The sequence below is a fragment of the Mucilaginibacter lutimaris genome (genome assembly GCF_042676625.1).
Lineage (GTDB): Bacteria > Bacteroidota > Bacteroidia > Sphingobacteriales > Sphingobacteriaceae > Mucilaginibacter > Mucilaginibacter lutimaris.
Genome location: NZ_JBHTIA010000003.1, coordinates 787,988 through 811,793, shown reverse-complemented (window position 1 = coordinate 811,793; position 23,806 = coordinate 787,988). Strand labels below are relative to the sequence as shown.

Annotated in this window: 23 protein-coding genes; 6 read left to right on the top strand and 17 right to left on the bottom strand. The window is 43.0% G+C overall.

Features of this window, described 5'->3' with window-relative positions:
• Positions 1 to 25: 25 nt before the first annotated feature.
• The 9 genes from rny to rpsT form a co-directional block, all read right to left on the bottom strand.
• A complete protein-coding gene (gene rny / locus ACFQZI_RS04470; protein ID WP_377138954.1) occupies positions 26 to 1,591 on the bottom strand; it encodes a ribonuclease Y in 1,566 nt (521 codons plus the stop codon).
• A 297-nt stretch (positions 1,592 to 1,888) separates the two neighbouring features.
• Positions 1,889 to 2,182, bottom strand: a complete 294-nt coding sequence (locus tag ACFQZI_RS04465) for a cell division protein ZapA (RefSeq protein WP_134337669.1) — start codon at positions 2,180 to 2,182, stop codon at positions 1,889 to 1,891.
• 21 nt (positions 2,183 to 2,203) lie between these two features.
• Positions 2,204 to 2,491 carry a hypothetical protein gene (locus tag ACFQZI_RS04460; protein WP_377138952.1) on the bottom strand — a complete coding sequence of 96 codons (288 nt, stop codon included), beginning with the start codon at positions 2,489 to 2,491 and terminating at the stop codon, positions 2,204 to 2,206.
• A 38-nt stretch (positions 2,492 to 2,529) separates the two neighbouring features.
• On the bottom strand, positions 2,530 to 2,664 hold the full coding sequence (locus ACFQZI_RS04455; RefSeq protein WP_377138950.1) for a hypothetical protein: 135 nt from the start codon (positions 2,662 to 2,664) through the stop codon (positions 2,530 to 2,532).
• Between the two features lie 14 nt (positions 2,665 to 2,678).
• Positions 2,679 to 2,807, bottom strand: a complete 129-nt coding sequence (locus ACFQZI_RS04450; protein WP_377138948.1) for a hypothetical protein — start codon at positions 2,805 to 2,807, stop codon at positions 2,679 to 2,681.
• Positions 2,808 to 2,866: 59 nt separating this feature from the next.
• The gene (pheT, locus tag ACFQZI_RS04445; RefSeq protein WP_377138946.1) at positions 2,867 to 5,266 is read right to left on the bottom strand and encodes a phenylalanine--tRNA ligase subunit beta; all 2,400 of its coding nucleotides are present in this window, start codon (positions 5,264 to 5,266) and stop codon (positions 2,867 to 2,869) included.
• 711 nt (positions 5,267 to 5,977) lie between these two features.
• Positions 5,978 to 6,217, bottom strand: coding sequence for a hypothetical protein (locus ACFQZI_RS04440; RefSeq protein WP_377138944.1), 240 nt, complete (start codon positions 6,215 to 6,217; stop codon positions 5,978 to 5,980).
• Between the two features lie 138 nt (positions 6,218 to 6,355).
• Positions 6,356 to 7,054, bottom strand: a complete 699-nt coding sequence (radC, locus tag ACFQZI_RS04435) for a RadC family protein (RefSeq protein ID WP_377138941.1) — start codon at positions 7,052 to 7,054, stop codon at positions 6,356 to 6,358.
• Positions 7,055 to 7,707: 653 nt separating this feature from the next.
• On the bottom strand, positions 7,708 to 7,962 hold the full coding sequence (rpsT, locus tag ACFQZI_RS04430; RefSeq protein ID WP_377138938.1) for a 30S ribosomal protein S20: 255 nt from the start codon (positions 7,960 to 7,962) through the stop codon (positions 7,708 to 7,710).
• Between the two features lie 678 nt (positions 7,963 to 8,640).
• Here rpsT and ACFQZI_RS04425 point away from each other — a divergent pair.
• The gene (locus ACFQZI_RS04425; protein ID WP_377138936.1) at positions 8,641 to 9,606 is read left to right on the top strand and encodes a zinc dependent phospholipase C family protein; all 966 of its coding nucleotides are present in this window, start codon (positions 8,641 to 8,643) and stop codon (positions 9,604 to 9,606) included.
• A gap of 5 nt (positions 9,607 to 9,611) precedes the next feature.
• Positions 9,612 to 10,028, top strand: coding sequence for a hypothetical protein (locus ACFQZI_RS04420; RefSeq protein WP_377138934.1), 417 nt, complete (start codon positions 9,612 to 9,614; stop codon positions 10,026 to 10,028).
• Positions 10,029 to 10,043: 15 nt separating this feature from the next.
• Here ACFQZI_RS04420 and ACFQZI_RS04415 read toward each other — a convergent pair whose 3' ends face one another.
• From ACFQZI_RS04415 to dnaN, 4 genes are all read right to left on the bottom strand, one after another.
• Positions 10,044 to 10,700, bottom strand: coding sequence for a DedA family protein (locus ACFQZI_RS04415; RefSeq protein WP_377138931.1), 657 nt, complete (start codon positions 10,698 to 10,700; stop codon positions 10,044 to 10,046).
• A gap of 49 nt (positions 10,701 to 10,749) precedes the next feature.
• Positions 10,750 to 11,499, bottom strand: a complete 750-nt coding sequence (locus ACFQZI_RS04410) for a DUF4397 domain-containing protein (protein WP_377138929.1) — start codon at positions 11,497 to 11,499, stop codon at positions 10,750 to 10,752.
• 2 nt (positions 11,500 to 11,501) lie between these two features.
• Complete coding sequence (locus tag ACFQZI_RS04405; protein WP_377138926.1) at positions 11,502 to 12,182, bottom strand: DUF4397 domain-containing protein; 681 nt, start codon at positions 12,180 to 12,182, stop codon at positions 11,502 to 11,504.
• Positions 12,183 to 12,352: 170 nt separating this feature from the next.
• Positions 12,353 to 13,477 (bottom strand): DNA polymerase III subunit beta, encoded by a 1,125-nt coding sequence (dnaN, locus tag ACFQZI_RS04400; protein WP_377138924.1) that lies wholly within the window; start codon positions 13,475 to 13,477, stop codon positions 12,353 to 12,355.
• A gap of 193 nt (positions 13,478 to 13,670) precedes the next feature.
• Here dnaN and ACFQZI_RS04395 point away from each other — a divergent pair, with 193 nt between their 5' ends.
• Positions 13,671 to 14,027, top strand: coding sequence for a hypothetical protein (locus ACFQZI_RS04395; protein ID WP_377138921.1), 357 nt, complete (start codon positions 13,671 to 13,673; stop codon positions 14,025 to 14,027).
• 13 nt (positions 14,028 to 14,040) lie between these two features.
• On the opposite strand, the gene gldG is transcribed toward ACFQZI_RS04395, so the two are convergent.
• The 4 genes from gldG to ACFQZI_RS04375 all read right to left on the bottom strand — a co-directional run bounded on the left by gldG (position 14,041) and on the right by ACFQZI_RS04375 (position 18,639).
• The gene (gene gldG / locus ACFQZI_RS04390) at positions 14,041 to 16,452 is read right to left on the bottom strand and encodes a gliding motility-associated ABC transporter substrate-binding protein GldG (RefSeq protein WP_377138918.1); all 2,412 of its coding nucleotides are present in this window, start codon (positions 16,450 to 16,452) and stop codon (positions 14,041 to 14,043) included.
• A 184-nt stretch (positions 16,453 to 16,636) separates the two neighbouring features.
• Entirely contained in the window at positions 16,637 to 17,152 is a 516-nt protein-coding gene (locus ACFQZI_RS04385) for an outer membrane beta-barrel protein (RefSeq protein ID WP_377138915.1), read from the bottom strand.
• A gap of 176 nt (positions 17,153 to 17,328) precedes the next feature.
• Positions 17,329 to 17,823 carry an outer membrane beta-barrel protein gene (locus ACFQZI_RS04380; RefSeq protein WP_377138913.1) on the bottom strand — a complete coding sequence of 165 codons (495 nt, stop codon included), beginning with the start codon at positions 17,821 to 17,823 and terminating at the stop codon, positions 17,329 to 17,331.
• A gap of 111 nt (positions 17,824 to 17,934) precedes the next feature.
• On the bottom strand, positions 17,935 to 18,639 hold the full coding sequence (locus ACFQZI_RS04375) for an ATP-binding cassette domain-containing protein (protein ID WP_377138910.1): 705 nt from the start codon (positions 18,637 to 18,639) through the stop codon (positions 17,935 to 17,937).
• A 153-nt stretch (positions 18,640 to 18,792) separates the two neighbouring features.
• Here ACFQZI_RS04375 and ACFQZI_RS04370 point away from each other — a divergent pair, with 153 nt between their 5' ends.
• The 3 genes from ACFQZI_RS04370 (at position 18,793) to ACFQZI_RS04360 (ending at position 23,750) form a co-directional block, all read left to right on the top strand.
• Positions 18,793 to 20,271, top strand: a complete 1,479-nt coding sequence (locus tag ACFQZI_RS04370; protein WP_377138907.1) for a glycine--tRNA ligase — start codon at positions 18,793 to 18,795, stop codon at positions 20,269 to 20,271.
• A 154-nt stretch (positions 20,272 to 20,425) separates the two neighbouring features.
• Positions 20,426 to 22,522: a tetratricopeptide repeat-containing sensor histidine kinase gene (locus tag ACFQZI_RS04365; RefSeq protein WP_377138904.1), complete on the top strand. Its 2,097-nt coding sequence runs from the start codon at positions 20,426 to 20,428 to the stop codon at positions 22,520 to 22,522.
• An 88-nt stretch (positions 22,523 to 22,610) separates the two neighbouring features.
• A complete protein-coding gene (locus tag ACFQZI_RS04360; RefSeq protein ID WP_377138902.1) occupies positions 22,611 to 23,750 on the top strand; it encodes an AI-2E family transporter in 1,140 nt (379 codons plus the stop codon).
• The last annotated feature ends 56 nt before the right edge of the window (positions 23,751 to 23,806 follow it).

Here is a 23,806-nt window from a genome sequence, read left to right as displayed (position 1 = left end):
AGGGCCTATATAAGCTTGTTATTAATTACTTGGCAAATGCTACCGAACGGGTTTCCCTGATAACAGTAACTTTTATCTGACCAGGGTAGGTCATTTCTGTCTGGATACGGTTGGATATATCTGCCGCTAATATCTCCGATTGTGCATCGCTGATCTTTTCGCTTTCTACAACAACACGCAACTCACGACCTGCCTGTATTGCAAATGTTTTTTCGACACCCGGGTACGATAATGCAAGCTCCTCAAGCTCTTTTAAGCGCTTAATGTAACTTTCTACCACTTCGCGCCTTGCACCCGGCCTTGCGCCTGAAATAGCGTCACAAACCTGTATTATGGGCGATAGCATCGAGGTCATTTCTACCTCATCGTGGTGGGCGCCAATGGCGTTACACACTTCAGGATGTTCTTTATATTTTTCGGCAAGCTGCATACCCAAAATAGCGTGTGGCAGCTCCGGGTTATCATCAGGCACTTTACCAATATCATGTAACAGACCGGCTCGTTTAGCCAGCTTTACATTCAGGCCAAGTTCTGCCGCCATAGTAGCACAAAAGTTGGCCACCTCGCGCGAGTGCTGCAACAGGTTTTGCCCGTATGATGAGCGGTAACGCATACGCCCTACCATCCTGATCAGCTCGGGGTGCAGGCCGTTGATACCCAGATCGATAACGGTGCGCTCGCCTATCTCCACAATTTCTTCCTCAATTTGCTTTTTGGTTTTGGCAACCACTTCTTCAATACGTGCCGGGTGGATGCGTCCGTCCGTCACTAACCGGTGCATAGCCAAACGGGCTATCTCGCGGCGAACAGGGTCAAAACCTGAAAGGATAATTGCTTCCGGAGTATCATCCACAATAATTTCGATACCGGTTGCTGCTTCCAGCGCACGGATGTTACGGCCTTCCCTGCCTATAATACGGCCCTTGATCTCGTCATTCTCGATGTTGAAGATAGATACCGTATTTTCAATAGCGCTCTCGGTAGCGGTGCGTTGTATGGTTTGTATAACTATCTTCTTAGCTTCTTTAGTAGCGGTTAGCTTGGCTTCGTCAACAATATCTTTAATTTGAGCCATAGCCTTGCTGCGGGCTTCTTCGCGCAGGTTATCTACCAATTGCTCGCGTGCTTCTTCGGCGCTTAGGCCAGCAATGGTTTCTAACTGGGCAACGTGCTGGTTTTTTAGATGCTCCACCTCTTCCTGTTTTTTCATCAGGATCTCGGTTTGGGTTTCCAGCTTTTTACGTACGTTATCAACTTCCGCTTCTTTGCGGGCCATGTTCTCCAGCTTTTGGTTAAAAGATTGCTCTTTTTGCTTGATGCCGTTCTCGCGTTGGTTTAACACGTTGTTTTTGGCGTTTACCTCTTGCTCATGCTCGGCTTTTAGCTGTAAGAATTTCTCTTTTGCCTCAAGCTGGCGGTTCTTTTTAAGTATCTCGGCGTTGTTCTCAGCATCTTTCAGGATTTTTTTTACCTTGTTTTGAGCGTTTATTTCCTGGTCTTTAAAGAGTTTACGAAGCAGGAAGCGCCCTATGACTATTCCTGTTGGGATGCCCGCGAGCAACCCAATAATGATGTATAATATGATGTCCATTGGTTATTTAGGTTATAAAATAAAAAAAACCGCAACTAAACTTCTAAGTGTTCATGTATTGTTAAAACTTCTTGTCGGATGGAGTGGATCACGGGTTACCGTTAAATACACGATCAACGCATGCCTCTTTGTAATCCGAAGATATTGAAGCGTTAAGTTTTTAATAGTGAAAACTTAAAATTTAACTGCGGTTAAATCTTAATATGGCTCATAGCTGAAAGCATAAAATACCAAAGCTTAAAGCTTTTAAGGGCTTTTTGCTTTAAGCTTTTTGCTTTAAGCTCAATTTAAAGAACGTTATTGTTTCGAAAAAAAATCGTTCAGTAAGTGATCCAGTTGATAAACCTTTTCGGCTACCTCGGTATCTTCCGTAGTAACTTTTTTATCTGCCTTTAATGACGATGTTGCGTAATGCAGCACACACATCGAAAGCAAATCCTGTTTATCCCTAACCGCGTAATTTTCCTGATATTCCTTTATACGGTCGTTGATCAGCTTAGCTGCCCTTCTTATAATCTCTTCTTCTTCCATGTTTACCTTTAAGGGGTAAACTCTGTCAGCAATATTTATTTTTATTGAGATTTCTCCCATCTGAGCTTTTCACTTTCTGTACTACTTTTTAAGCAATACAATACACTTATCTATTTCCTGCACAAAGTCGTTAATTTTTTGCTTAATATCAACACTTTTTTCATTTGTTTCTGAAAACGACTTTGCCAGCTTCAATACACGAAGCTTTTCTTCCAGGTCTTTTGTCTTATTTGTACTGGTTTTAAGGGCCACGTTTAATGCTTCACTTTCCAGCTTAAGCAGGTCATTCTCTTCCTGCAACGCAGCACAAAGCTCTATCAACCTTTCGGTTTTTTCTACAACTTTACTTAATTGGTCTGAAATATTCATTAGAGATTAGAGATCAAAGATTAGTTTGCCTGCTTAATTTATTTTTGGATTAACGCCTGACTTCTTAAATACTTGATGTACCCGTTTATCATCTTAAGGCATTCTTCACAATCTTCTTTAAATTTATTAAACACTTCTTCGTAAATATAATGTTCGCCAAGAGCTATTATCAAATGATCAATTGTTTCTATTGCAGATCCCCGAGCGTTAAGTAAAAATTAGAGGAGTCGGCAAAATGGTATCTTTCATGTCCTTCGGCAATATCCCTCAGCACTCTTGATTTCTTCCAAACATCCAGATCGGTGAATGCTTTCATAGTTATTAAATAATTCTAATTAACCAATTACTAATCTTTAATCAACCACTCCCTAATCTCTATTTCCTTATCTCCGCTCCTGCTTCTTTGCCTAAATTATAAATTAATTTTTGCATCACTGCATCCACCGCTTTATCTGTTAAGGTTTTTTCGGTATCCTGCAATACAAAGCTTAGGGCGTATGATTTTTTGCCTGCCGGGAGCTTATCGCCCTGGTAAACATCAAATACATTCACTTCTTTCAGCAGCTTTTTGTCCGTCCGTTGGGCTATTTGCTTCAACTGTCCGAAGGTTACGGCCGTATCTACCAGCATGCTCAAATCCCTGCGTACGGCCGGGAACTTGGATACTTCCTGGTAAACAATTACATTCTTGCGTACGGCATTCAGCACCAGGTCGAAGTTGAAGTCGGCATAATAAACCTCTTTATCTACATCTACCTTTTTTAACGCGTTTGCGCCTACCTGCCCAAATTTGACAAGCTGCTTGCCGTTAAGCATGTACTGTAAGCCAAAGGCAAGCTTGCTGCAGGTGCTATCTTCAACCACTACATCGGTTATTTTAAGGCGCTTGAGGATGCCATCAACAACAGCCTTTAAATTATAGAAAGTAACCGGTTTTTGCTTTTGGTTCCATTGCTCGGCGGTATTGGCACCGGTGATGAATACGCTGAAACGCTGTGTTTCGATGTACTTATCTTCTTTGGTGCTGTACACCTTGCCAAACTCGTAAAACTTCAAATCGGCAGCACGGCGGTTCTGGTTGTAGGCAATGGCCTCTAAGCCCGAGTACAGCAGGGTTTGGCGCATGGCATCCAGGTCGCTGCTTAGCGGGTTTACTATCTTCACAGCATCATCGGGGTTATCCGAGTAGGCCAGTTTGGTAAGCGAGTTAGCCAGCATCTCGTTAAAGCCATTGGCGCTAAGCAGATCGGCAATTACGTTTTGCACGGTATCTTTCTCGGGGCGGATAGAGTTATTCAATGATGCTCTGATCTGTGTAGGGATCTCGATATTGTTGTAGCCGTAAATACGCAGTATCTCTTCCACCACATCCACATCGCGGGTTACATCCACACGGTATGGCGGCACTTGCAACGACAGGCCTTCGGCAGTTTCGTTTACTATCTTAATATCTAAAGCGGTTATGATGCTCTTGATGGTATCGTTACCAATGGCCTTGCCTATCAGCCTGTCGATGGTGTTATAGGTAATATCAACAGCAAACGGCGCTACAGGCTGCGGGTAATGGTCGAAAATCTCTGACGTTACCTTACCGCCTGCTACCTGCTGTATTAACAAGGCCGCGCGTTTAAGGGCAAATACGGTCATATCAGGGTCGGTGCCACGCTCAAAGCGGAAAGAGGCATCTGTTTTTAACCCAAACCTTTTTGAAGTTTTACGTACAGATACGGCATTGAAAAAAGCGCTCTCCAGGAATATATCCGTAGTGCTTTCACTCACACCGCTTTTTGCACCTCCAAATACGCCTGCAATACACATGGCCTCATCGGCATTGCATATCATCAGGTCATCGGCGCTTAGCTTGCGGTCAACATCATCCAGCGTTTTAAATACAGTGCCCTCGGCTACGGTTTTTACAATAACCTTGTTGCCTGTTATGGCAGCAGCGTCAAAGGCGTGCAGGGGCTGCCCAAGCTCGTGCAGTACGTAGTTGGTAACATCTACCACGTTGTTAATGCTGCGCACGCCTATTACGGCCAAACGCTCTTTTAACCACGCGGGCGACTCGCCCACTTTAACATCAGATATGGTCAATCCACTGTACCTTGGTGCAGCGGTTTCATTTTCTACCACCACCTGTATAGGGCTGGTGTTGCTTTCAACCTTAAAAGCGCTTACATCGGGCTTGTTGATGCCAATTTTGAGGAAGGCGGCTATATCACGTGCCGTACCCAGGTGCGATGCCGCGTCGGCACGGTTTGGGGTAAGGCCAATCTCGTACATGTAATCGTCGTTCAGCTTAAAGTGGTCTTTTGCTAAAGTGCCTACGGGCACATCGGCATCAAGCACCATAATGCCGGCATGGTCGTGGCCCAGGCCAATCTCATCTTCGGCGCAGATCATCCCTTCGGATACCTCTCCCCTTATTTTCGACTTTTTAATGCTAAACGGCTCGCCTACGGTTGGGTAAATGGTTGTGCCCACGGTTGCCACTACTACTTTTTGGCCTGCGGCAACGTTATTAGCGCCGCAAACAATTTGCAGGTCCTCGCCGGTGCCAACATCTACTTTGGTAACGTGCAGGTGGTCGGAGTTGGCGTGGTCTACACATTCTTTAACATAGCCTATCACCAGGCCTTCTAATCCGCCGGGGATGGCCTGCACCATCTCGAGGCTCTCTACCTCAAGGCCGGTACCGGTAAGTATGGTTGATAATTCCGCAGGGGTTTTATCGGTATCAATAAATTCTTTAAGCCAGTTGTACGATATCTTCATTGTAGGAGAATGATAATGGGCAAAGATAGGATTTGTTTTGATTTACGATTTTAGATTTACGATTTTAGATTGGCTTTTAGGCATCCCGTCCGTCCGTTTCATTATCAAAGACAGCGTAAAACAAACCGGAAACAAATTACAACACAAATAAACCTGATACAAGCGGATACCGGCCACTTACAACAGTAGCAATTGCAGTAACAGGCGGAGGCACTTTAATTAGTGGCGCTTAAGGCCTGTGCAGTATGAGCGGATAGCAGGGCCGGCTTTGATAGCAGCACCGGCCTTGATTTGCAAATAGATCGTCCGCATTGTTTTACAATTGTCCCGCTTGCAAATACGGACGAACGGCAAACATAAGTTATTTTATATAATTATTTGATAATCAATATATTATATGTATATTTGCATTACTACCCAACGACTTAAAAGGACTACATTGCACAGCCATCTAATCTTATTTATATATAAGTGTTAGTAAGGGAGGAGTATTATTAAAATCTGAGGTGAGTATTTTTTTCTACCGCAAATAAAAGGGTTGCGGTAATAACTTTGGGCTTGTAATTCAAATGCTGTAGCATTCGGTTACGATTGCCGTTCGTTCGTTTTGGAGAGTGAGACAAGGATGGAACACCGCGAACAAAATTTAAGTAACCGTCCATTCGTTTGGCATTGTATTATATAACCAAACGGACGGACGGCTTATCCTAATTATTCATCATCGCCGGTGCTGTTGTCATCATCATCCAGGTTAAGGGTGTATGATGGCTCTGCGGCATCGTAAGCCTGTTGCGCCTGCGGTGTTTCGTCGGTTTCGCCAATATCGTCGTTGGTATCATCAAAGCCATTGCTGTGAATATCCTGCTGGCTCATTTGGTCTTCATTTTCGTTTTGGCTTAGCTGATCATCCTGTTGTAACTGGTCGTCCTGCTCTTCTGGTTGCTGTATCATGGTTTTATAGTTTAAAGTTTTGTAAAGATACAACGCTGCATGAGGCTGGTTGTTTTATTAAGCCCCCTCTAAATCTCCCCCGATAGGGGAGACTTTTATTAAAAGCCCCTCTCCCTCGGAGAGGGGTTGGGGAGAGGCTCACAAAAGCCCCTCATCGCCAAAGCTAAAATACCCGTTATCGGTTATTATGAGGTGATCCAGCACGTTGATATCCAGCATGCGGCCTGCATCGGCAATCTTTTTCGTTAGCACCAAATCCTCACGGCTTGGTTTTAGGTTGCCCGATGGATGGTTATGCACCAAAATAATGGCACTTGCCTGGTGCTGCAAAGCCATGTGGAAGATTATTTTAGGGTCGGCAACGGTACCGCTCAGGCCGCCCTTGCTCACCAGTTCCTTAGCCAGCACCTTGCTCGAACGGCCAATCAGCATCAGCCAAAACTCCTCGTGGTTAAGGTCCATCAAATGGCGGCGCATAATGTTGTAGCCATCGCGACTGCTCTTTACCTCGTCCAGTACCTTAACCTCGGTATCGCCGCGCCTGCGGCCTATCTCCAGCGCTGCAATAATAGATATTGCCTTCGCTTCGCCTACGCCTTTAAACTTGCATAACTCGGCTATGCCGGCTTTACCAAGCTTGTTTAGGTCGTTATCGTAATGGTGAAGGATGCGCTTGCTTAGCTCCACGGCGCTTTCATCGCGGCTGCCGCTACCTATCAGTATGGCAATCAGCTCGGCATCGGTAAGCGCACGGCGGCCCTGCCCGCTGAGTTTCTCGCGCGGTCGGTCTTCCTCGGCCCAGCTTTTAATACTTATTTTATTGGGGTAATCTTCCACAAGGGGTTAGGTTTTGCAGTGACTAAAGTAGAAAATATATCGCATAGTTTACTCACCCCCTGCCCCTCTCTGCTTCGCAAAGAGGGGAGCTTTTATTTACTACTTTATTCTCTGCTTCGCATAAGAGGGGAAGCTTGGATAATGTATATTGTTACCCCTTATTAGCGGATGTACAAAATGCACAGGCAGTTGTGTTCTCCTTTTTAGAGGAAAGCAAAGGCAGCGCTAAAGCAGTAGTGCACATAAGGGGTAAATACAGCAGTGTACTTTACGCTTCGCAACGAGGGGAACATTTGCTTTCTACTTTATTCTCTGCTTCGCATAAGAGGGGGAGCTTGGATATTGTATATTGTTACCCCTTATTAGCGGATGTACAAAATGCACAGGCAGTTGTGTTCCCCTTTTTAGGGGAAGGCAACTGCAGTGCTAAAGCAATAGTGCACATAAGGGGTAAATACAGCAGTATACTTTACGCTTCGCAACGAGGGGAAACATTTGCTTTCTTTTTTTCCTTACCCTCTTTGCGCAGCAGAGAGGGTCGGGCAGCGAAGCGAACCCCGGGGTGAGTAAATTCGCCAACAGAAATTTAGGCCACAAAAAAAGGGATAATGCATTACGCACTATCCCTTTTAATATTATTGGAGATTAAGCTATTAGCTTAAGCCGTTTACAAATTTTGTAAGCTTCGATTTGTTGTTAGAAGCTTTGTTTTTGTGAATAACGTTCTTTTTAGCCAAACGATCTAACATCGAAATCACTTTAGACAATAAAGGAGTAGCATCAACCTTAGTTGTAGTACCTCTTAATTTTTTGATAGCGTTTCTGGTGGTTTTTGCCTGATACCTGTTACGCAGACGCTTCGCAGCGTTTGACCTGATTCTTTTTATGGATGATTTATGATTTGCCATCGTATAGCTTTGTTATTCTTTTCTTTATTTTGAGGTTGCAAATATAGGTACACATTTTTAAATATGCAAGCCTAATTAGGTAATTTTTAAATTGTGGATAAATCGTGTAATGTTCATTACTCCATTCATCCTGTTCGCATCCTGTACAAAATGTTCCGGGCAGGGAAACGGACGAACAAAGATAGGTATTATCGCGTTACCTGCGGTCGGGCTATGCGTTCATACGCCTGCAGGCATTACGCAACGGGCCGGTATCCACTCCTATCCTTAACGCGGAAGATTGTCTTGAACCGGGATTAATGGGATTATTTTGATTTTAAGATTTTTATCTGAACCAGAATTTTCAGAATATTAATAAGCACTTGACGAACAGAACGATAACCTAAAAATGCGACATAGCGTAACACACGGGTAGCACCACAACTGATGAAGCACTAACTTAAACAGGGTGTTACCAAGTCGCGACTTTTCTTTGGTTCGTTTCTTTTGAGAGAAAAGAAATGAACATCCACTGACGATTCATATTACTCACTGCCATTCCTAACGAAGAACTAATCGTCGATTTTCTTATGTGCGATTGCCGCGCTATCGCTCGCAATGACACGTGTATTATAATTTGACGAGATTGCGCTTTTGCTAACTTATAAGCTGTGATCAAAGTTCTATATTTACACTTCCATGAAACGCCCACTCCTAACCCTCGTCACCGGCATAGCCATTATTACGCTTTGTTCCTCGTGGGGTTTCTTTGCGCATTACCGCATTAACAGGCTGGCTGTTTTTACGTTACCTAAAGGCATGGCGGGATTTTACAAGGCAAATATCGACTTTATAACAGAACACGCTGTAAGCGCCGATAAAAAGCGGTATGTAGACAGCACCGAGGCACCCCATCATTTTTTTGATGCAGACCATTACGGCAAGCAGCCATTCCGCGATGTACCTCTACGCTGGATAGATGCCGCAGCCAAATACAGCAGCGATACGCTGAACAAGTATGGCACGGTGCCATGGGCCATACAATCTAACTATTACTGGCTGGTAAAGGCCTTTAAGGCGAGGGATACCACGGCCATTCTCATTTCATCAGCCAACCTGGCGCATTATATGTCAGACGCGCACACGCCCCTGCATCTCACTCAAAACTACGACGGCCAATTAACCAACCAGCAGGGCATCCACTCCCTTTGGGAAAGCCGCCTGCCCGAGCTGTTCAGCAACAGTTATAATTACAATGTGGGCAAAGCCAGGTATATCAACAACCCATTGGCCGAAGCATTTAAGATCTGCCGGGCATCTTACAAAAGTGTAGATACCGTATTGAGGGTTGAAAGGGCTTTGAACAAAACCTTCCCTGCCGCGCAAAAATATGCTATGGAGCAACGCGGCAACCGCAAGGTAAAGGTATATTCGGTAGCTTACAGCAGGGCTTACCACCGGCTGCTAAAGGGCATGGTGCAAAGGCAAATGCGGGCAAGCATCCTAAGTGTGGGCAGCTATTGGTTCTCTGCATGGGTAGATGCCGGGCAACCAGATCTTGATAAGCTTATTGTAAAGCCGTTAACACCGGCAGAAACACAAAGCCTAAATAAAGAAGAAGCATTTTATAAAGCAGGTAAAGTATTACTTTTAAATAAGCCTTAACATTTATGAAATATATACTTTGCTTATTGATATGGTTACCCGGCATAGCCTATTGCCAAACCAACATAAGCGAACAGATAATTTTAAGCAAAGTAGCCGCCATGCCCGAGGTTAAATCGTTTATGAAAAAAGCCAGGGCATCGCAACCTCAAATAACAATAGAACGGACACCCGAAAAAGATTTTAAATATTATTGGGTTAAAGTAGGGTTAAGTAACCTTGGTATGTACAGGACCGCCAGCAACTTTTATGTTGACCCTGAAGTTTACAAGATATACTACGTAGACAATATGACCGGGCAAGGCGAACAGCTTTTAACCCTTACACAGTGGCGTAAATGGCGCAAACTATCTGTGTGGCAAAAGTGGCATTGCTACCAACACAAGAATAAAAAACTAACCATCTACCCCTGTAAACCTTAAACGAAAGTTTAACTACTATACCGATTGACTTTTTTTGCCAAATTTATTTTTCAATATGGCGTATATAGCCGGTATTATAGATACCAGTATGATAATAATAGCCACCAGCGAGAAGTTCTTGGCGATGAACGGCACTTTGCCAAACCAAAACCCGCAGAACAGGAAGATCAATATCCAGCTTACACCACCTACAACGTTGTATAGGGTGTAGCGGGTAAACGGCATATGCCCTACCCCGGCCACAAAGGGTGCAACTGTGCGTATTATGGGTACGAAACGGCTAAATATTACAGCCTTGCCCCCATGCTTATCAAAAAAGGCCTTGGTTTGCAGGTAGTAGCTTAACTTTAAAACCTTATTTTCTTCTTTAAAAACCTTAGCGCCCAAATATTTACCAAGCAAGTAGTTTACTGTGTTGCCGGTTATGGCAGCCGCTATCAGTATAACGGCAAGCAGGTAAATGTCAAGACCCGATTGGCCGCCTGCTATAAGCGCGCCTGCCGCAAACAGCAGCGAATCGCCGGGAAGGATGGGCGCCACAACTAACCCTGTTTCAGAAAATATGATAATGAATAGGATGAGGTACGTCCAGCTTTGATATTCGCTGGTTATTTGCACCAAATGCTTATCAATATGTAATATAAAATCGATTATGCTGTGTATAAATTCCAAGGCTTTAAAATTTTAGCAAAAATATAAAGATAATACAGATAGCCAACCTTTAATATTTTGTGCCTACAGGTAACGAGTTTAACAAAATATTGGCACTGTACTTAGCGGAGTCGGTACTGTTAGAGAGCCCGTAAAAATAAACGGTGTACAGTTTACCATCTAACACGGTATATTTATTTACAGGGGCCAGAACTGTTTTAGGTGCCGAGGTTGCAACCACATTAAAATCGTAGTTGCCTGCTGTTACTTCTATGTAATCTGTTACGGTTTTGTAAGGAATGTTTTTAAAGGCGGCAGTGTCGTTAAGGGTTAAGTTCATATTTATAGCTGTGGGCGATGCATTCACAAATCTTACCTTACCCCTACCGTTTGGCGGCGCACCTGCTGTATCAACTGTTACTATAGATGTAAGAGAGCTATCGGCCTTTAAGCCGGTAACAAACCAGGTATATGGCACACCGGGCTTTAAAGAGCCGGGTAACGTGAGCAAATTGGTTGGGTTGATACCATTTGTAGTTACCGATGTACGGATCTGAAAAGGGGTATCAATAGTATTTACCAAAAAATATCCTGATGGGTTAGGATAGTAATATGAGGCGGCACTTTGCTTTATAAAAAAAGCGTAGAGGTTAAAGGGTTGTATATCGGGGCTTAAATTTACTATTTGCAACCGGGCATTTTGCCCGCTGCCGCCGCTTACTCCCGTTTTACTGCACGATGCAAGCATAGGGATAATCATAACCCCCATTATAAATAAACCAAGGCCCAGTAATATGCCGCTTTTATTATTTTTAGCCATGCTTATTGATTGATGATTAAACCGGTAGACGCGTCTGTAGCGCCGGCATCCGTTAGCCCCGCTTTTGTGAACAGGGTGTATGCACGGCCAATTTGCAAGATACGGTCTTCCTGGCTTAACAATATTGAAGTACCCGCTTTGTAAACCTGTATGGTTTCTACACCCTCTTTAACGGTTACGTATACCGACGCGCTTTTGAAACTCCGGTTATTTATTCTTACCACTTTTTTAGCATCATCTGTTAGTACAATATCTACAGGCCCTAATTTAGGCGATGTATGTACAAACCTTATCGACGAAACTTTATTGGAAAGTGTAGACAGGGTATCACGGGTAATGATAGAATTTTCTATCGTTCGGTCAACGGCGTAGAATGAATACACACCTTCTGCCTCTAACATTATAGGGGTGTTAAACAATACCTCGCTACGGCCAAACCTTTTAACCTCGTAGTTTTGCTCGCCCAAGGGCGACTGTATGTACCCCGATGAACCAAGTGGATAAGTTGATGACAGCCTGTTTAGCCTGCTGCCATTTACATAAAAGTTAAGCGTATCGCCAGAGGGATTTATAAAGTTAAGATACGTAGTTGGCACCTTAACGGGTGGTTCGTCAAACTTTTTGCAGGCGGTTAAAGCCAAAACCACTATCAGAGCAATAAATACAGGTAATTTAAATTTCATCGTGTATCAGCAGATGCTATATAACTCCATTATGATAAGTTTTGTTATAAAGAGAACAAAAAAGTCCGGCTTAGTGCCGGACTTTTTTTGTGAAAAGATTGGAGATTAGAAATTAGAGATTGGGTTTCTTGCAATCAACTAATCTCTGATATCTCATCTCTAATCACTAATTACGCATAGCTGTTAAGCATAACCGGCATAACCAGCATTAGTACGTCTTCATTCTCGTCGCCGCCTTGTGGCAATAATATACCCGCACGGTTAGGTGTCGACATTTCTAACGATACTTCCTCGCAATTTAAATTCTTTAACATTTCTATCAGGAAACGGGCGTTAAAACCAATCTCCATGTCGTCGCCCTCGTACTGGCAGCTTAAACGCTCATGCGCTTCGTTTGCAAAATCAATATCTTCTGAAGATATATTTAGTTCGCTGCCGCTTATTTTTAACCTTACCTGGTGGGTAGTTTTGTTAGCATAAATAGCAACACGGTTAAGCGATCCTAAGAATGCCAAACGGTCAATAGCCAGTTTGTTGGGATTTTCTTTAGGGATAACCGCTTCGTAATCAGGATAACGCTCGTCTATTAAACGGCATACCAGGTTAATGTTGCCAAATTTAAAGAAGGCGCTGGTGCTGTTATATTCTACAGAAACGTTAACATCATCTGCCGGCAGGGCCGATTTTAATAGCGTTAACGCTTTTTTAGGTAGTATGAAAGATGTGGTGCTATCTGCTTTGGCATCCTTACGGCGGTAACGCACCAGCTTATGGGCATCTGTAGCTACAAAGGTGAGGTGCTGGCTGCTTAGCTGGCAAAAAACGCCTGTCATGGCGGGGCGCAGTTCATCGTTACTCACCGCGAATATGGTTTTATTGATAGCCTCGCCCAGTACAGATGCAGGCAGGTTTACTGATGACGCATTCTCAACAACCGGGATCTTCGGGAAGTCTTCGCCGTTTTCGCCGCTAAGCTTGTATTTACCGTCGCCGGCGCTTATCTCAATGGCAAAAGTGCTGTCATCAACAGAGAACGCCACAGGCTGCTCCGGTAACGATTTAAGGGTATCTAACAATATGCGCGATGGTATGGCAATACGGCCATTCTCTTTAGCTTCTACAGCTAAAGATGTGGTCATGCTGGTTTGCAGGTCGGTAGCAGAAATGGTTAAGTTCCCTTCTTTTATCTCGAACAAAAAGTTTTCCAGTATAGGTAATACGGTGCTATTGCTTAAAGCGCCGCTTACAGACTGTAATTGCTTGAGTAGTGTTGATGTGGAAACAATAAATCTCATAATGTTTAATAACGTTTATCTATCAAAAGTATAAAATTTAATGAGCATACTTTCGCTTGCACAAGTATTGTTGAAAAATAGATATAATTTCAACATCGGTTTAAATAAATCCTATTTAAATTTTAGAGAAACTACTTTTTTGATAAATTGAATTTGCGGGATTTGTATTTTTAACACTACTGAAATAAAGATTATGACCCTAACCGACCACCAAAAAAGCAAACAAGAAAATTATATAAAAAAGCTTGTTTCAAATTCAAGAGCAATAATATCAAATCAAATTGCGCTACCTCTTGGTGTAAGTAAAATGACGACCATCATATCCTGGATAAATCAAATAGACCCAATCGAGAATATAGATTTAAAAGTTTTTCAGGAATATATGTCAAAAACGAAAAATCTACCATTAGGCACTGAACGGCTTACCTACAGTAGGGATTTTCTCAAGCTACAGGATTTGCAACTTGACAAGGTAACAATGATTTATAAGGACAGGATAATTGATAAGTGCTTTGAGATAATCAAGAAATTTTCAAACGAATCCCAATAAGTTTAATGGTATTTTAATGAGCGTACTTTCGCTTGCGGATATAATGTTGAAAAATAGCAAATATTAATACTAACGCAATGGGTACAACATTATTTACGAGCTGCCAAAACAGCTTTTCTTCTCGGATTCGGGCACGGTTCAGCAGGCGAATCTGAATCTCCTTATTACGCAGCGCTATAAGGCCCGAGTCATCGGTCATGTAGTCGGCAATGTTTAGCAATAAATTCTTGTTGCCGTAGCTCTGGTGGCTGTAATGGTCGTAACCCAGCGGATAAGGCGAACTATCGCTGCCAACCTGGTTGCGTAGGATATCGCCATCGCTTAATACGATCATTTTTGTTGGGGTGCCCTGTGGCTGTATGGTTACCTTTTCGTTTAAGCCTTCCGGCAAGGGGCGGTTCTTAAAATCTGATGTAAAGCTCCCCTCTAACAATACCCCGGTAATTTTAGGGTTGCTCTGAAAATCCTTTGGTTTAGGCTCTTCTTCAAGCGCCTGTAAAGAAAGCACCTTAGGCGTACTTAATTTTTTATTGTATGGAGATGACGTAAGCAGGATGGTCTTTTCAATATTTTTAGTCTCCAGCAAGTCTATACTGCTGGCAAACTGGCTGGTAATACCATCCAGATTTTTTACGATGGGGTGTTTAGACAATGGTAAAAACACCGGGTAATACAGCCATTGCAGCATTTGTATCTGCGCCTGGCCGCCCGCATTGCCTGTAGTAACTGGTATAGGCGAGCAGTTCATGTCAGCTATCAGATCGTAATTGATACGCACCCCGTAACGGAACAGTTGGTCATCAAGGTTCAATTGCTTGTTAAATGCCAGTTGCTCGCCACCATGGCCGCGCAGGCTATCCAATTCGGCGCTTACCTGGTCAATTGCCCAAAGCACGCGGCCGCCGTGCATAATGTATTGGTCAACCTTAAATTTCTCCAGTTCGGTAAAAGCCTTGTCGGGCTTGGCTATCACCAGCATGCTAACTTTGGCCAGGCTGTCTAAAGGGATGCTGGTAAGATTAATGCGGCCAACCAAATAACCGTCGCTAAGGGAATGCATGGCATCATTCAACTGCAGGTCGGTAAGTTCGTTGTGGCCTTCGGTAAAGCCAATACGTTGCTTACCGCCGTAAACAGCTTTTTTTATTGCCGATGTAAAGGCGTACTCCAAATTTTGGATAGAGTTATTCAGTACCTCATCGGGCGAGAGGTTCATGTTACTTTGTGATTGCAGCAATTTTACCGGGATACTTTTATCGCCCACAGTAACCAGCGCATACGGAAATATCACTTTTTGCGACACACCATCATCTGTTTTAACACTCAGGTTTTGCGCCTCTACGCCTTTTGCCGCAAGATCTTCATAAGCCTGGTTCTGCTGCTCGTTAGACAGGCCCTTTATAGGGTCTACAAATTCGTATTTTAATTCACCCCTGCTGTACGCCTGTAGGTCGCTCAGCATATCTTTAACAGATGTTTGCAGCCTTTTCATCCCCCCGGGGAAGTCTTTTCCCTCGAGGTAAATGGTAACATTAACCGGCTGCTTCAAACTGTGCATTACATTACGGCTCACCTTGGATATGGTAAAGCGTTTCTCTTTTGTAAAATCGAACCGGGTGAATAATTTATCAGAAACAATGAATAACGATGTTAACGTAAACATGATACCCAATACGCTTAAAAAAACCGTATTGATAAACTTTTTGCCTGCCTGCCTGTGCAATACGAACAATGTAAGCCATAAAAAAAGTATTACCAGCACAATAAAGTACATCAGATCGCGGGTATCCAAAACTCCCCGACTTATGGACTGGTAATGCTCGTTTATACCTAAACCTTGTAGGCCTAGATTTTGGAGGGATAATATTGAACTCAGCGAATCGAACCCGCTGTAAAAAAAGAAGCAAAGGAAAACCGCAATAGTAAATGCTATTATCTGGTTTTTACTAACCGATGAGGCAAATAAACCAATAGCCGCGAATGAAGCACCTAACAGGAATAAGCCTATATATGAACCAATAACAGCGCCTGTATCAATATTACCTTGCGGTGTGCCTAAAGTGTAAACACTAAAGTAATAAACTAATGTTGGTACCAAAGCAAACAGTACTATGGTTACGCCTGCGAGGTATTTACCTAATACAATTTGTATATCTGTTAAGGGGCGGGTGACCAAAAGTTCAAAGGTGCCCTCCCTCCGCTCCTCGGCAAGCGAGCGCATGGTAATAGCAGGAACCAAAAACATGAACAGGTATGGCGCAGTGTTAAAAAGGCTCTCTAAACCCGCATAACCATAAGCAAGTATGCTGGTTTCCGGAAACACCCACAAAAACAAACCTAAAACCAGCAGGAAAACACCAATGGTAATATAGGCCACCAACGAGCTTAGGTATGATGTTATTTCTTTTTTGAGGATGTTGAACATTGTTAATTGTTATGGTATTGCCAACCGCCGAAAATACGTAAATAGTCTGAACCTAAATTTCCAGAATAAAAGAATTTTCAGAATGCTTACTTGTCGCACACAAGCTGCCCGCCAACGGATATTAAAGGCACAAAAAAGCCCGGGATATTATCCTGGGCTTTTCAAAAACGTTTTCTCTTTTAAATTAGAAGCTATATGCTAAACGGGCAGCTACCTGGCTAACTGTGGTACCACTTTTTGACCATCCTTCGTAACGCACGCCAAGATCTACACCACCGCCAAAATTATAACCAACACCCGGAGAATATGCGAAAGTTGTAGTGTTGCCGCTAATGCCGCCTACACTTTCGTTTACAAAAGCAGCACCTAATTGTGCTTCACCGTAGAAGTTTTCGGCCAGGAAATATCTAAGACCAACTTTTACTGGGATTGCGTAAAGTTTGTAGTCGATAGTTTTAGCATCATCGTTTGATAAAAACTTGTTGTAACCCGCAGATAACGTAACAAACGTACCTGTTGCAATAGGATGATCGTATTTTAATGAACCACCAATAGCAAAGTTCGAGTAGTCTTTAACTTTACCTACCGGTAAACCTGCTTCAACGCCAATGCTGAATTTACCAGACTCTGATGACGATTGAGCGAATGAGCTGATTGAAATACCGCATAATACGGTTAATAGGAATAATACTTTTTTCATGTGATCTTTTTTTAATTGTGTAATTTTAAGTAAGGCTTTGCAGGGTACCGTCTGCGCTGCCCGGTTTGTGGTGATATTGACGCAGCACCACCATATTATGTTACAAGAAATTTAAAAAAAACACAAAAAAAGCCCTGGACAGATTGCCCGGGGCTTGTATAACAATAACGGTATCCTTATAAATTTACAGCTAAACGAAGCGCTAACTGGCCCAAGGTACCGTTGTCTGACCATGCCTCGTAACGCACGCCGGCTTCTAAGCCACCATCAAACGTATAACCAACACCCGGTGAGTAAACAAAAGAAGTACCCGCCCCGCTTGCTGTACCAAAGGCAGCACCTAACTGGCCTTCAACAAAAAAACGGTTGTCGGCATAGTATTTAAGGCCGGCTTTTAAAGGTACCGCACCGTATGAGCTAAAAACATTTTTATATCTGTCTTTAATAATAAATGAGCTATAACCTACCGATACGTTGAAAAAGGTGCTTGGCGCAACCGGAAGATCATATTTTAATGAACCGCCAACAACAGCGCTGTAGGCGGTAGATGCATCGCCTACAGGTATGCCAAGTTCAAGGCCCAGACTAAATTTTCCGTCTTTTTTTGATTGTGCAAATGATGTGATAGATAACCCGCAGACTACGGTCAAAAGAAGTAGTACTTTTTTCATGATGTTTTATATGGTAAATATTAATACTAAAGCACAATTTATGCTTCCGCAGTTAAGACAACCATAGCCCGAAAAGGTTTTTATATAATTAAAGATTAATTGGCAGCCCTGTTAATTGGTAAGGCCAATAAAAATATGCTCAAGCGAATCGCCTTTATTATTACTGCGCAGATCTGCCAGTGTATCGTTAGCCACTATTGTACCTTTGTTAATAATAATTACCCGGCCGCACACGGCCTCAACCTCCTGCATAATGTGGGTAGAGAGGATAATGGTTTTGGTTTTGCCCAGATCGGTAATTAACTGGCGGATACCTATAAGTTGGTTAGGATCGAGCCCGGAAGTAGGCTCATCCAGTATCAGCACCTGCGGGTCGTGAAGTATAGCTTGTGCAAGGCCAACCCTTTGGCGGTACCCCTTTGACAGCTGTCCTATTTTCTTATGCTGCTCAGGCCCCAGGCCCGTTTGATCTATAACCTCCGCAATACGCCTATCCGCATTATGCAGGCCATGTATGCCCGCAACAAACGCCATCGATTCTTTTACATACATATCGGTGTAAAGTGGGTTGCTTTCCGGCAGGTAACCTATGTTACGCTTAACGCTTAAGGGATCTTTACTAATATCAAACCCGCAAACTGATGCTGTACCCGATGTTTGAGGGATAAAACAGGTGAGCATTTTCATGGTAGTACTTTTACCAGCGCCGTTTGGCCCTAAAAAGCCCAATACACCTACACCGGCTTCAAAGCTGATGCCATCCACAGCTTTTTGCTGTCCGTAAATTTTTGTTAATGCATCTACACGGATACTCATGCGGTAAAAGTAAAGAATTTCGGATTTCGAAATTCGGATTTCGGATTTTTAGATGCTTTTATTTACCAGGCTTGGCAAATCGGCCATTGAAAAGTTAAATTCGAAATCGAAAATCCGAAATCAGAAATCAAAAAATATATCTTTGCCCTCATTATGAGCAAATCAACCGACGAACTTTTTAAGAATGTAATATCGCACAGCAAAGAATACGGCTTTGTTTTTCAATCAAGCGAGATATATGATGGCCTTAGCGCAGTTTATGATTACGGCCAGAATGGCTCGGAGTTAAAAAACAATATCAAAACCTATTGGTGGAAAGCCATGGTGCAAATGCATGATAACATTGTTGGGATAGATTCGGCCATATTTATGCACCCTACCACCTGGAAAGCAAGCGGCCACGTTGATGGCTTTAGCGACCCGATGATAGACAACAAGGACAGCAAAAAACGTTACCGTGCCGACCAACTACTGGAAGACCGCATAGCGAAGCTTGACGAGGAAGGCAAAACCAGCGAAGCTGAGGAACTACAGATAGAAATGGATAACGCCTTAAAGGCCGAAGACCTGCCCCGCCTGCGCGAACTTATTATCGAACAAAATATTAAATGCCCTATAAGCGGCACCGCCAACTGGACAGAAGTACGCCAGTTTAACCTGATGTTCAGCACACAGGTTGGCGCCATTGCCGATGAATCTGAAACCATTTACCTGCGCCCCGAGACAGCACAGGGTATTTTTGTAAATTACCTTAACGTACAAAAATCGGGCAGGATGAAGATCCCGTTTGGTATAGCACAAATTGGTAAGGCTTTCCGTAACGAGGTTATTGCCCGCCAGTTCATTATCCGCATGCGCGAGTTTGAACAAATGGAGATGCAATTCTTTGTTCGCCCCGGCACACAAAAAGAATGGTTTAACAAGTGGAAAGAAACCCGCTTAAAATGGCACCTTGCCCTGGGCACCGATGCCGCTAAATACCGTTATCACGAACATACCAAGCTGGCGCACTATGCCGATGCCGCATATGATATTGAGTTTGAATTTCCGTTTGGCTTTAAAGAGGTTGAAGGCATACACAGCCGTACCGATTTTGACCTGAGCCAGCACGAGAAATTTTCGCGCAAAAAAATGCAATACTTTGACCCGGAATTGGGCGAGGATGGTAAACCTTACGGCAACTACATCCCTTACGTAATTGAAACCTCCATAGGCTTAGACAGGATGTTCCTGCTTACCATGATAAATGCCTACGATGAAGAAGACCTGAGCACCGAAGAAAAACAGGATAGCCGTACCGTGCTGCGCCTGCACCCTTGCCTTGCCCCGGTTAAAGCAGCTATTTTCCCGCTTACCAAAAAAGATGGCCTGCCCGAGAAAGCCCGCGAAATAATGGACAAGCTGAAACTTGATTTCAACATACAGTACGAAGAAAAAGATGCTATTGGTAAACGCTACCGCCGCCAGGATGCCATTGGTACGCCCTTCTGTATCACGGTAGATCATCAGACTTTGGAGGACGACACTGTTACCATACGCCACCGCGATAGCATGGCTCAGGAGCGTGTACCGGCAGCCGACCTTGACCGCATTATTGGCGACATGGTAAGCTGGAAGAACTTATTAGGATAACTTTTTATATATATTTACGTAAAAGCCTGCATAATAGCGGGCTTTTCGTTTGTTATATCACCATAAGAATTATACCTTCAACCGGAAAAATATACACTTGAAACGTTTTGCTTTATTAATACCAATCCTTTTGGCTTGCATAAATTGCCCGGCCATGCAGCATAACGCCAAGATAGATAGCCTAAAAAAAGAATTATCTGCAACCTTATCCGGTTCTTCTTCTTATGTAAAGCCGCAAACCATTGATAAAATAGTAGAACTGGCCGATGAGCTTTATGAATCTGCGCCTGATAGTACAATTCGTTACGCGCAATTCGCTATCAGCTCATCAAAAAAAACAAATTATATAAATGGTGTTGCCGCAGGTAACCGGTTGTTGGGTTTAGTAAACTCATTTAGAGGGAACTATGATATTGCAGCCAAAAATTACAACACAGCATTACAACTATATACCCAAACCAAAAACGAGATGGGCGTTTCTGACGCTTATTTGGGCCTTGGCCGGGTGCAGGATTTTTTAGGCGATTATGACAAAGCTATTTCTTACTTTCATAAAGCATTATCCATCCGCAAAAGGCTTGGAGACCAATTGCAAATAGCGCATTGCTACGCGTTACTTGGTATCACCTATGACAATAAGGGCGATTTAAATAAAGCGCTTGACAATTATTTTAAATCGTTGAGTATCGACCTGAAACTTAACGACCAGCTTGCGGCGGCAGACAATTACTGCAACATAGGTGTAGTGATGCAGCATTTAGAACTTTACCCCAAAGCACTCGAGTATTTTAATAAAGCAAATTCGCTTTGGCTAAAGCTTGATGATAAACAAGGTATAAGTACGGCCTATCAAAATATAGGTGAAGTGCTGATGGCTCAAAAACATTATAAACAGGCTTATCCTTTTTTTGAAAAAGCCTCAAAATTATACCACGAGTTAGGCGACGAAGAGGGTATCGGGCTCATCTATTACAATATCGGTTTATACTATTACCATACGGGCAATCCGGCATCCGCTATAGATTTTATGAACAAGTCTATCGCGTCGGCTAAAAAGAGTGATATAGGTTATAACCTTGCAAATGCTTATACGGGCATGGCGTTGGTTTATAATCTTGAAAAGAATTACCCGGAGGCTTACAAATACGCTGTAATGGCTTACAACACCGCCAACCGTATTAAAAGCCTTAGTTTAACAGCCGATGCCACGTTACAGGTAAGCGATGCTTTAGCCGGTTTAAAAAAATTTACCGGGGCTTACCAAAAGCACAAAGAGTACACCCTATTACGCGACAGTTTAAAGAGCGATGAAAGCCTTCAAAAATTCACGTCGTATAACCAAACAATAGCATTTGAGGAAGCGCAACGCAAAACAGCGCAAAAAGAAGCACAACTTGTTGATAAGCTTGCACAACAACGGCGCGCTAATGCTGTATACGCCATTGTTATAGTAATTATTAGCATTATGCTGGTGTTTTATTACAATGCCAAGCGCAAACAATTAAAGGTAAACGCGTTGCTGGCGCAGAAAAATCTGGAATTTATTGAACAGGCGGAGAAATTAAACGATCTGAACCACCTTAAAGACCGGTTGATAAGTATCCTGGCGCATGATCTTAGGGCACCGCTAAGCACGCTCAGAAGTGCGTTCTCGTTATTTATAAGCAAGGATGTTACTGATAAAGAATTTGTAGAAATGGTGCCCGTAGTTTTTAGTAAGCTCGAGCATACCTCAGACTTTTTAGACACCCTGTTATTTTGGATTAACAGCCAGGTAGATAATCTTGCCGAAACCATTAAGGACTTTTGCCTTTGCGATATAGTAAAAGAAGAGTTGAGGTTACTTGATGAGCAGTTTAAAAACAAAAATATAACCTGCCTAAATTCGGTTGGAAAAGGCCACGTAGTTATGGCAGACCCAAAATCGATAAGGATAGTAGTGCACAACCTGCTAACCAATGCTATTAAATTTTCGCATCGGGATAGTGCTATAGAAATAAGCGCCAAACATGGCGACGGAAATATCGAGCTGATCATAACCGACCACGGCATTGGCATGAGCGACGATCAGTTGAAACGCCTTTTTGCAGGTAAGGTAACCAGCCAGGCCGGTACCATGAATGAAACAGGCACAGGCATGGGCCTTATTTTTTGTAAGGACCTTGTCGAAAAATACCAGGGAACCATTACCGCCAAAAGCATAGCGGGCAAAGGGACCGAATTTAGCTTTACATTACCTGCTTATACCTAATGCAGACCTTTATACAACGCTTTTAGTAGGGGATAAAACAATTCTCACGTACACTCCTTTTGTGTTATATTTATGAAAACACAAGTACATGTATATAAAAATTAAAGATCAGCCGTTTTACATACAAAGTACAGCAGTACTTTTTGGCCTTGTGCTGCTGGTTTATGTAATGATACAGCTGGCAGATATACTGGTGCCGCTTGCCTTCGCGGCATTTTTAGCCATACTACTAAACCCGCTTGTTAACCGTTTAGAAAAATACCGGGTACCCAAAATCATTTCTATTGGCATAGCCATACTGGTAATGATAATAGCGGTGGCCACGGTATTTTACTTCCTGAGCACCCAGATAGTACAGTTTGGCGATTCGTTACCGATGCTGCAAAAAAAGTTTCAATCGATAACCGCCGACCTTAAAACCTGGATCCAGCAAACATTTGGCGTTGAAGTAAGCAAGCAGGAAAAGATGCTGAAAGATGCGCTTAACAACAGCCAGGCTGTGGTTGGTAAAACCGTAAATGGCTTGTTGGGTACGTTGGCCATCATATTTTTGCTGCCCGTGTATATATTTTTAATGCTGCTATACAAAACGCTTATCCTTAACTTTTTATACGAGGTGTTTTCTGAAGAAAACTCTAAAAAGGTAAGCGATGTACTGGCCGAAACCAAAGGCGCCATACAAAGCTATATAGTTGGTTTACTGATAGAGATGATCATAGTAGCAGCCATGAACTCTGCCGCGTTGATCTTATTAGGTGTTAAATATGGAATATTGATAGGCTGTATCGGGGCAATCCTTAACCTCATCCCCTATCTTGGTGGTATTATAGCTATAGCGCTGCCTGTGTTAATGGCTACAGTTACTAAAGATGGGTACTCTACCCAACTGGGTGTTATCATCGCTTATATCGTTATCCAGTTTATTGATAATAACATCCTCGTGCCACGCATTGTATCATCTAAAGTGCAAATAAACGCGCTAATGTCAATTATTGTGGTGCTGCTTGGTAACGCGCTTTGGGGGGTATCGGGCATGTTTTTATCCATCCCCTTTGTCGCGGTATTAAAAATAGTTTTCGACCGCATAGACGATCTTAAACCATGGGGTAAGCTGCTTGGCGATAATATCCCCACCCATCACATGGGCGAAATGTGGCGCAACCGAAATAAGCGTAAAGCCGTATTGCCCCAACAAGAGAAACAGAAGATAGAGAAGGCTGGCGGGTGATAATTTTTAGACTATAGACTATAGTAATAAAAAAGGCCTGCAACGTATTGTTTGTT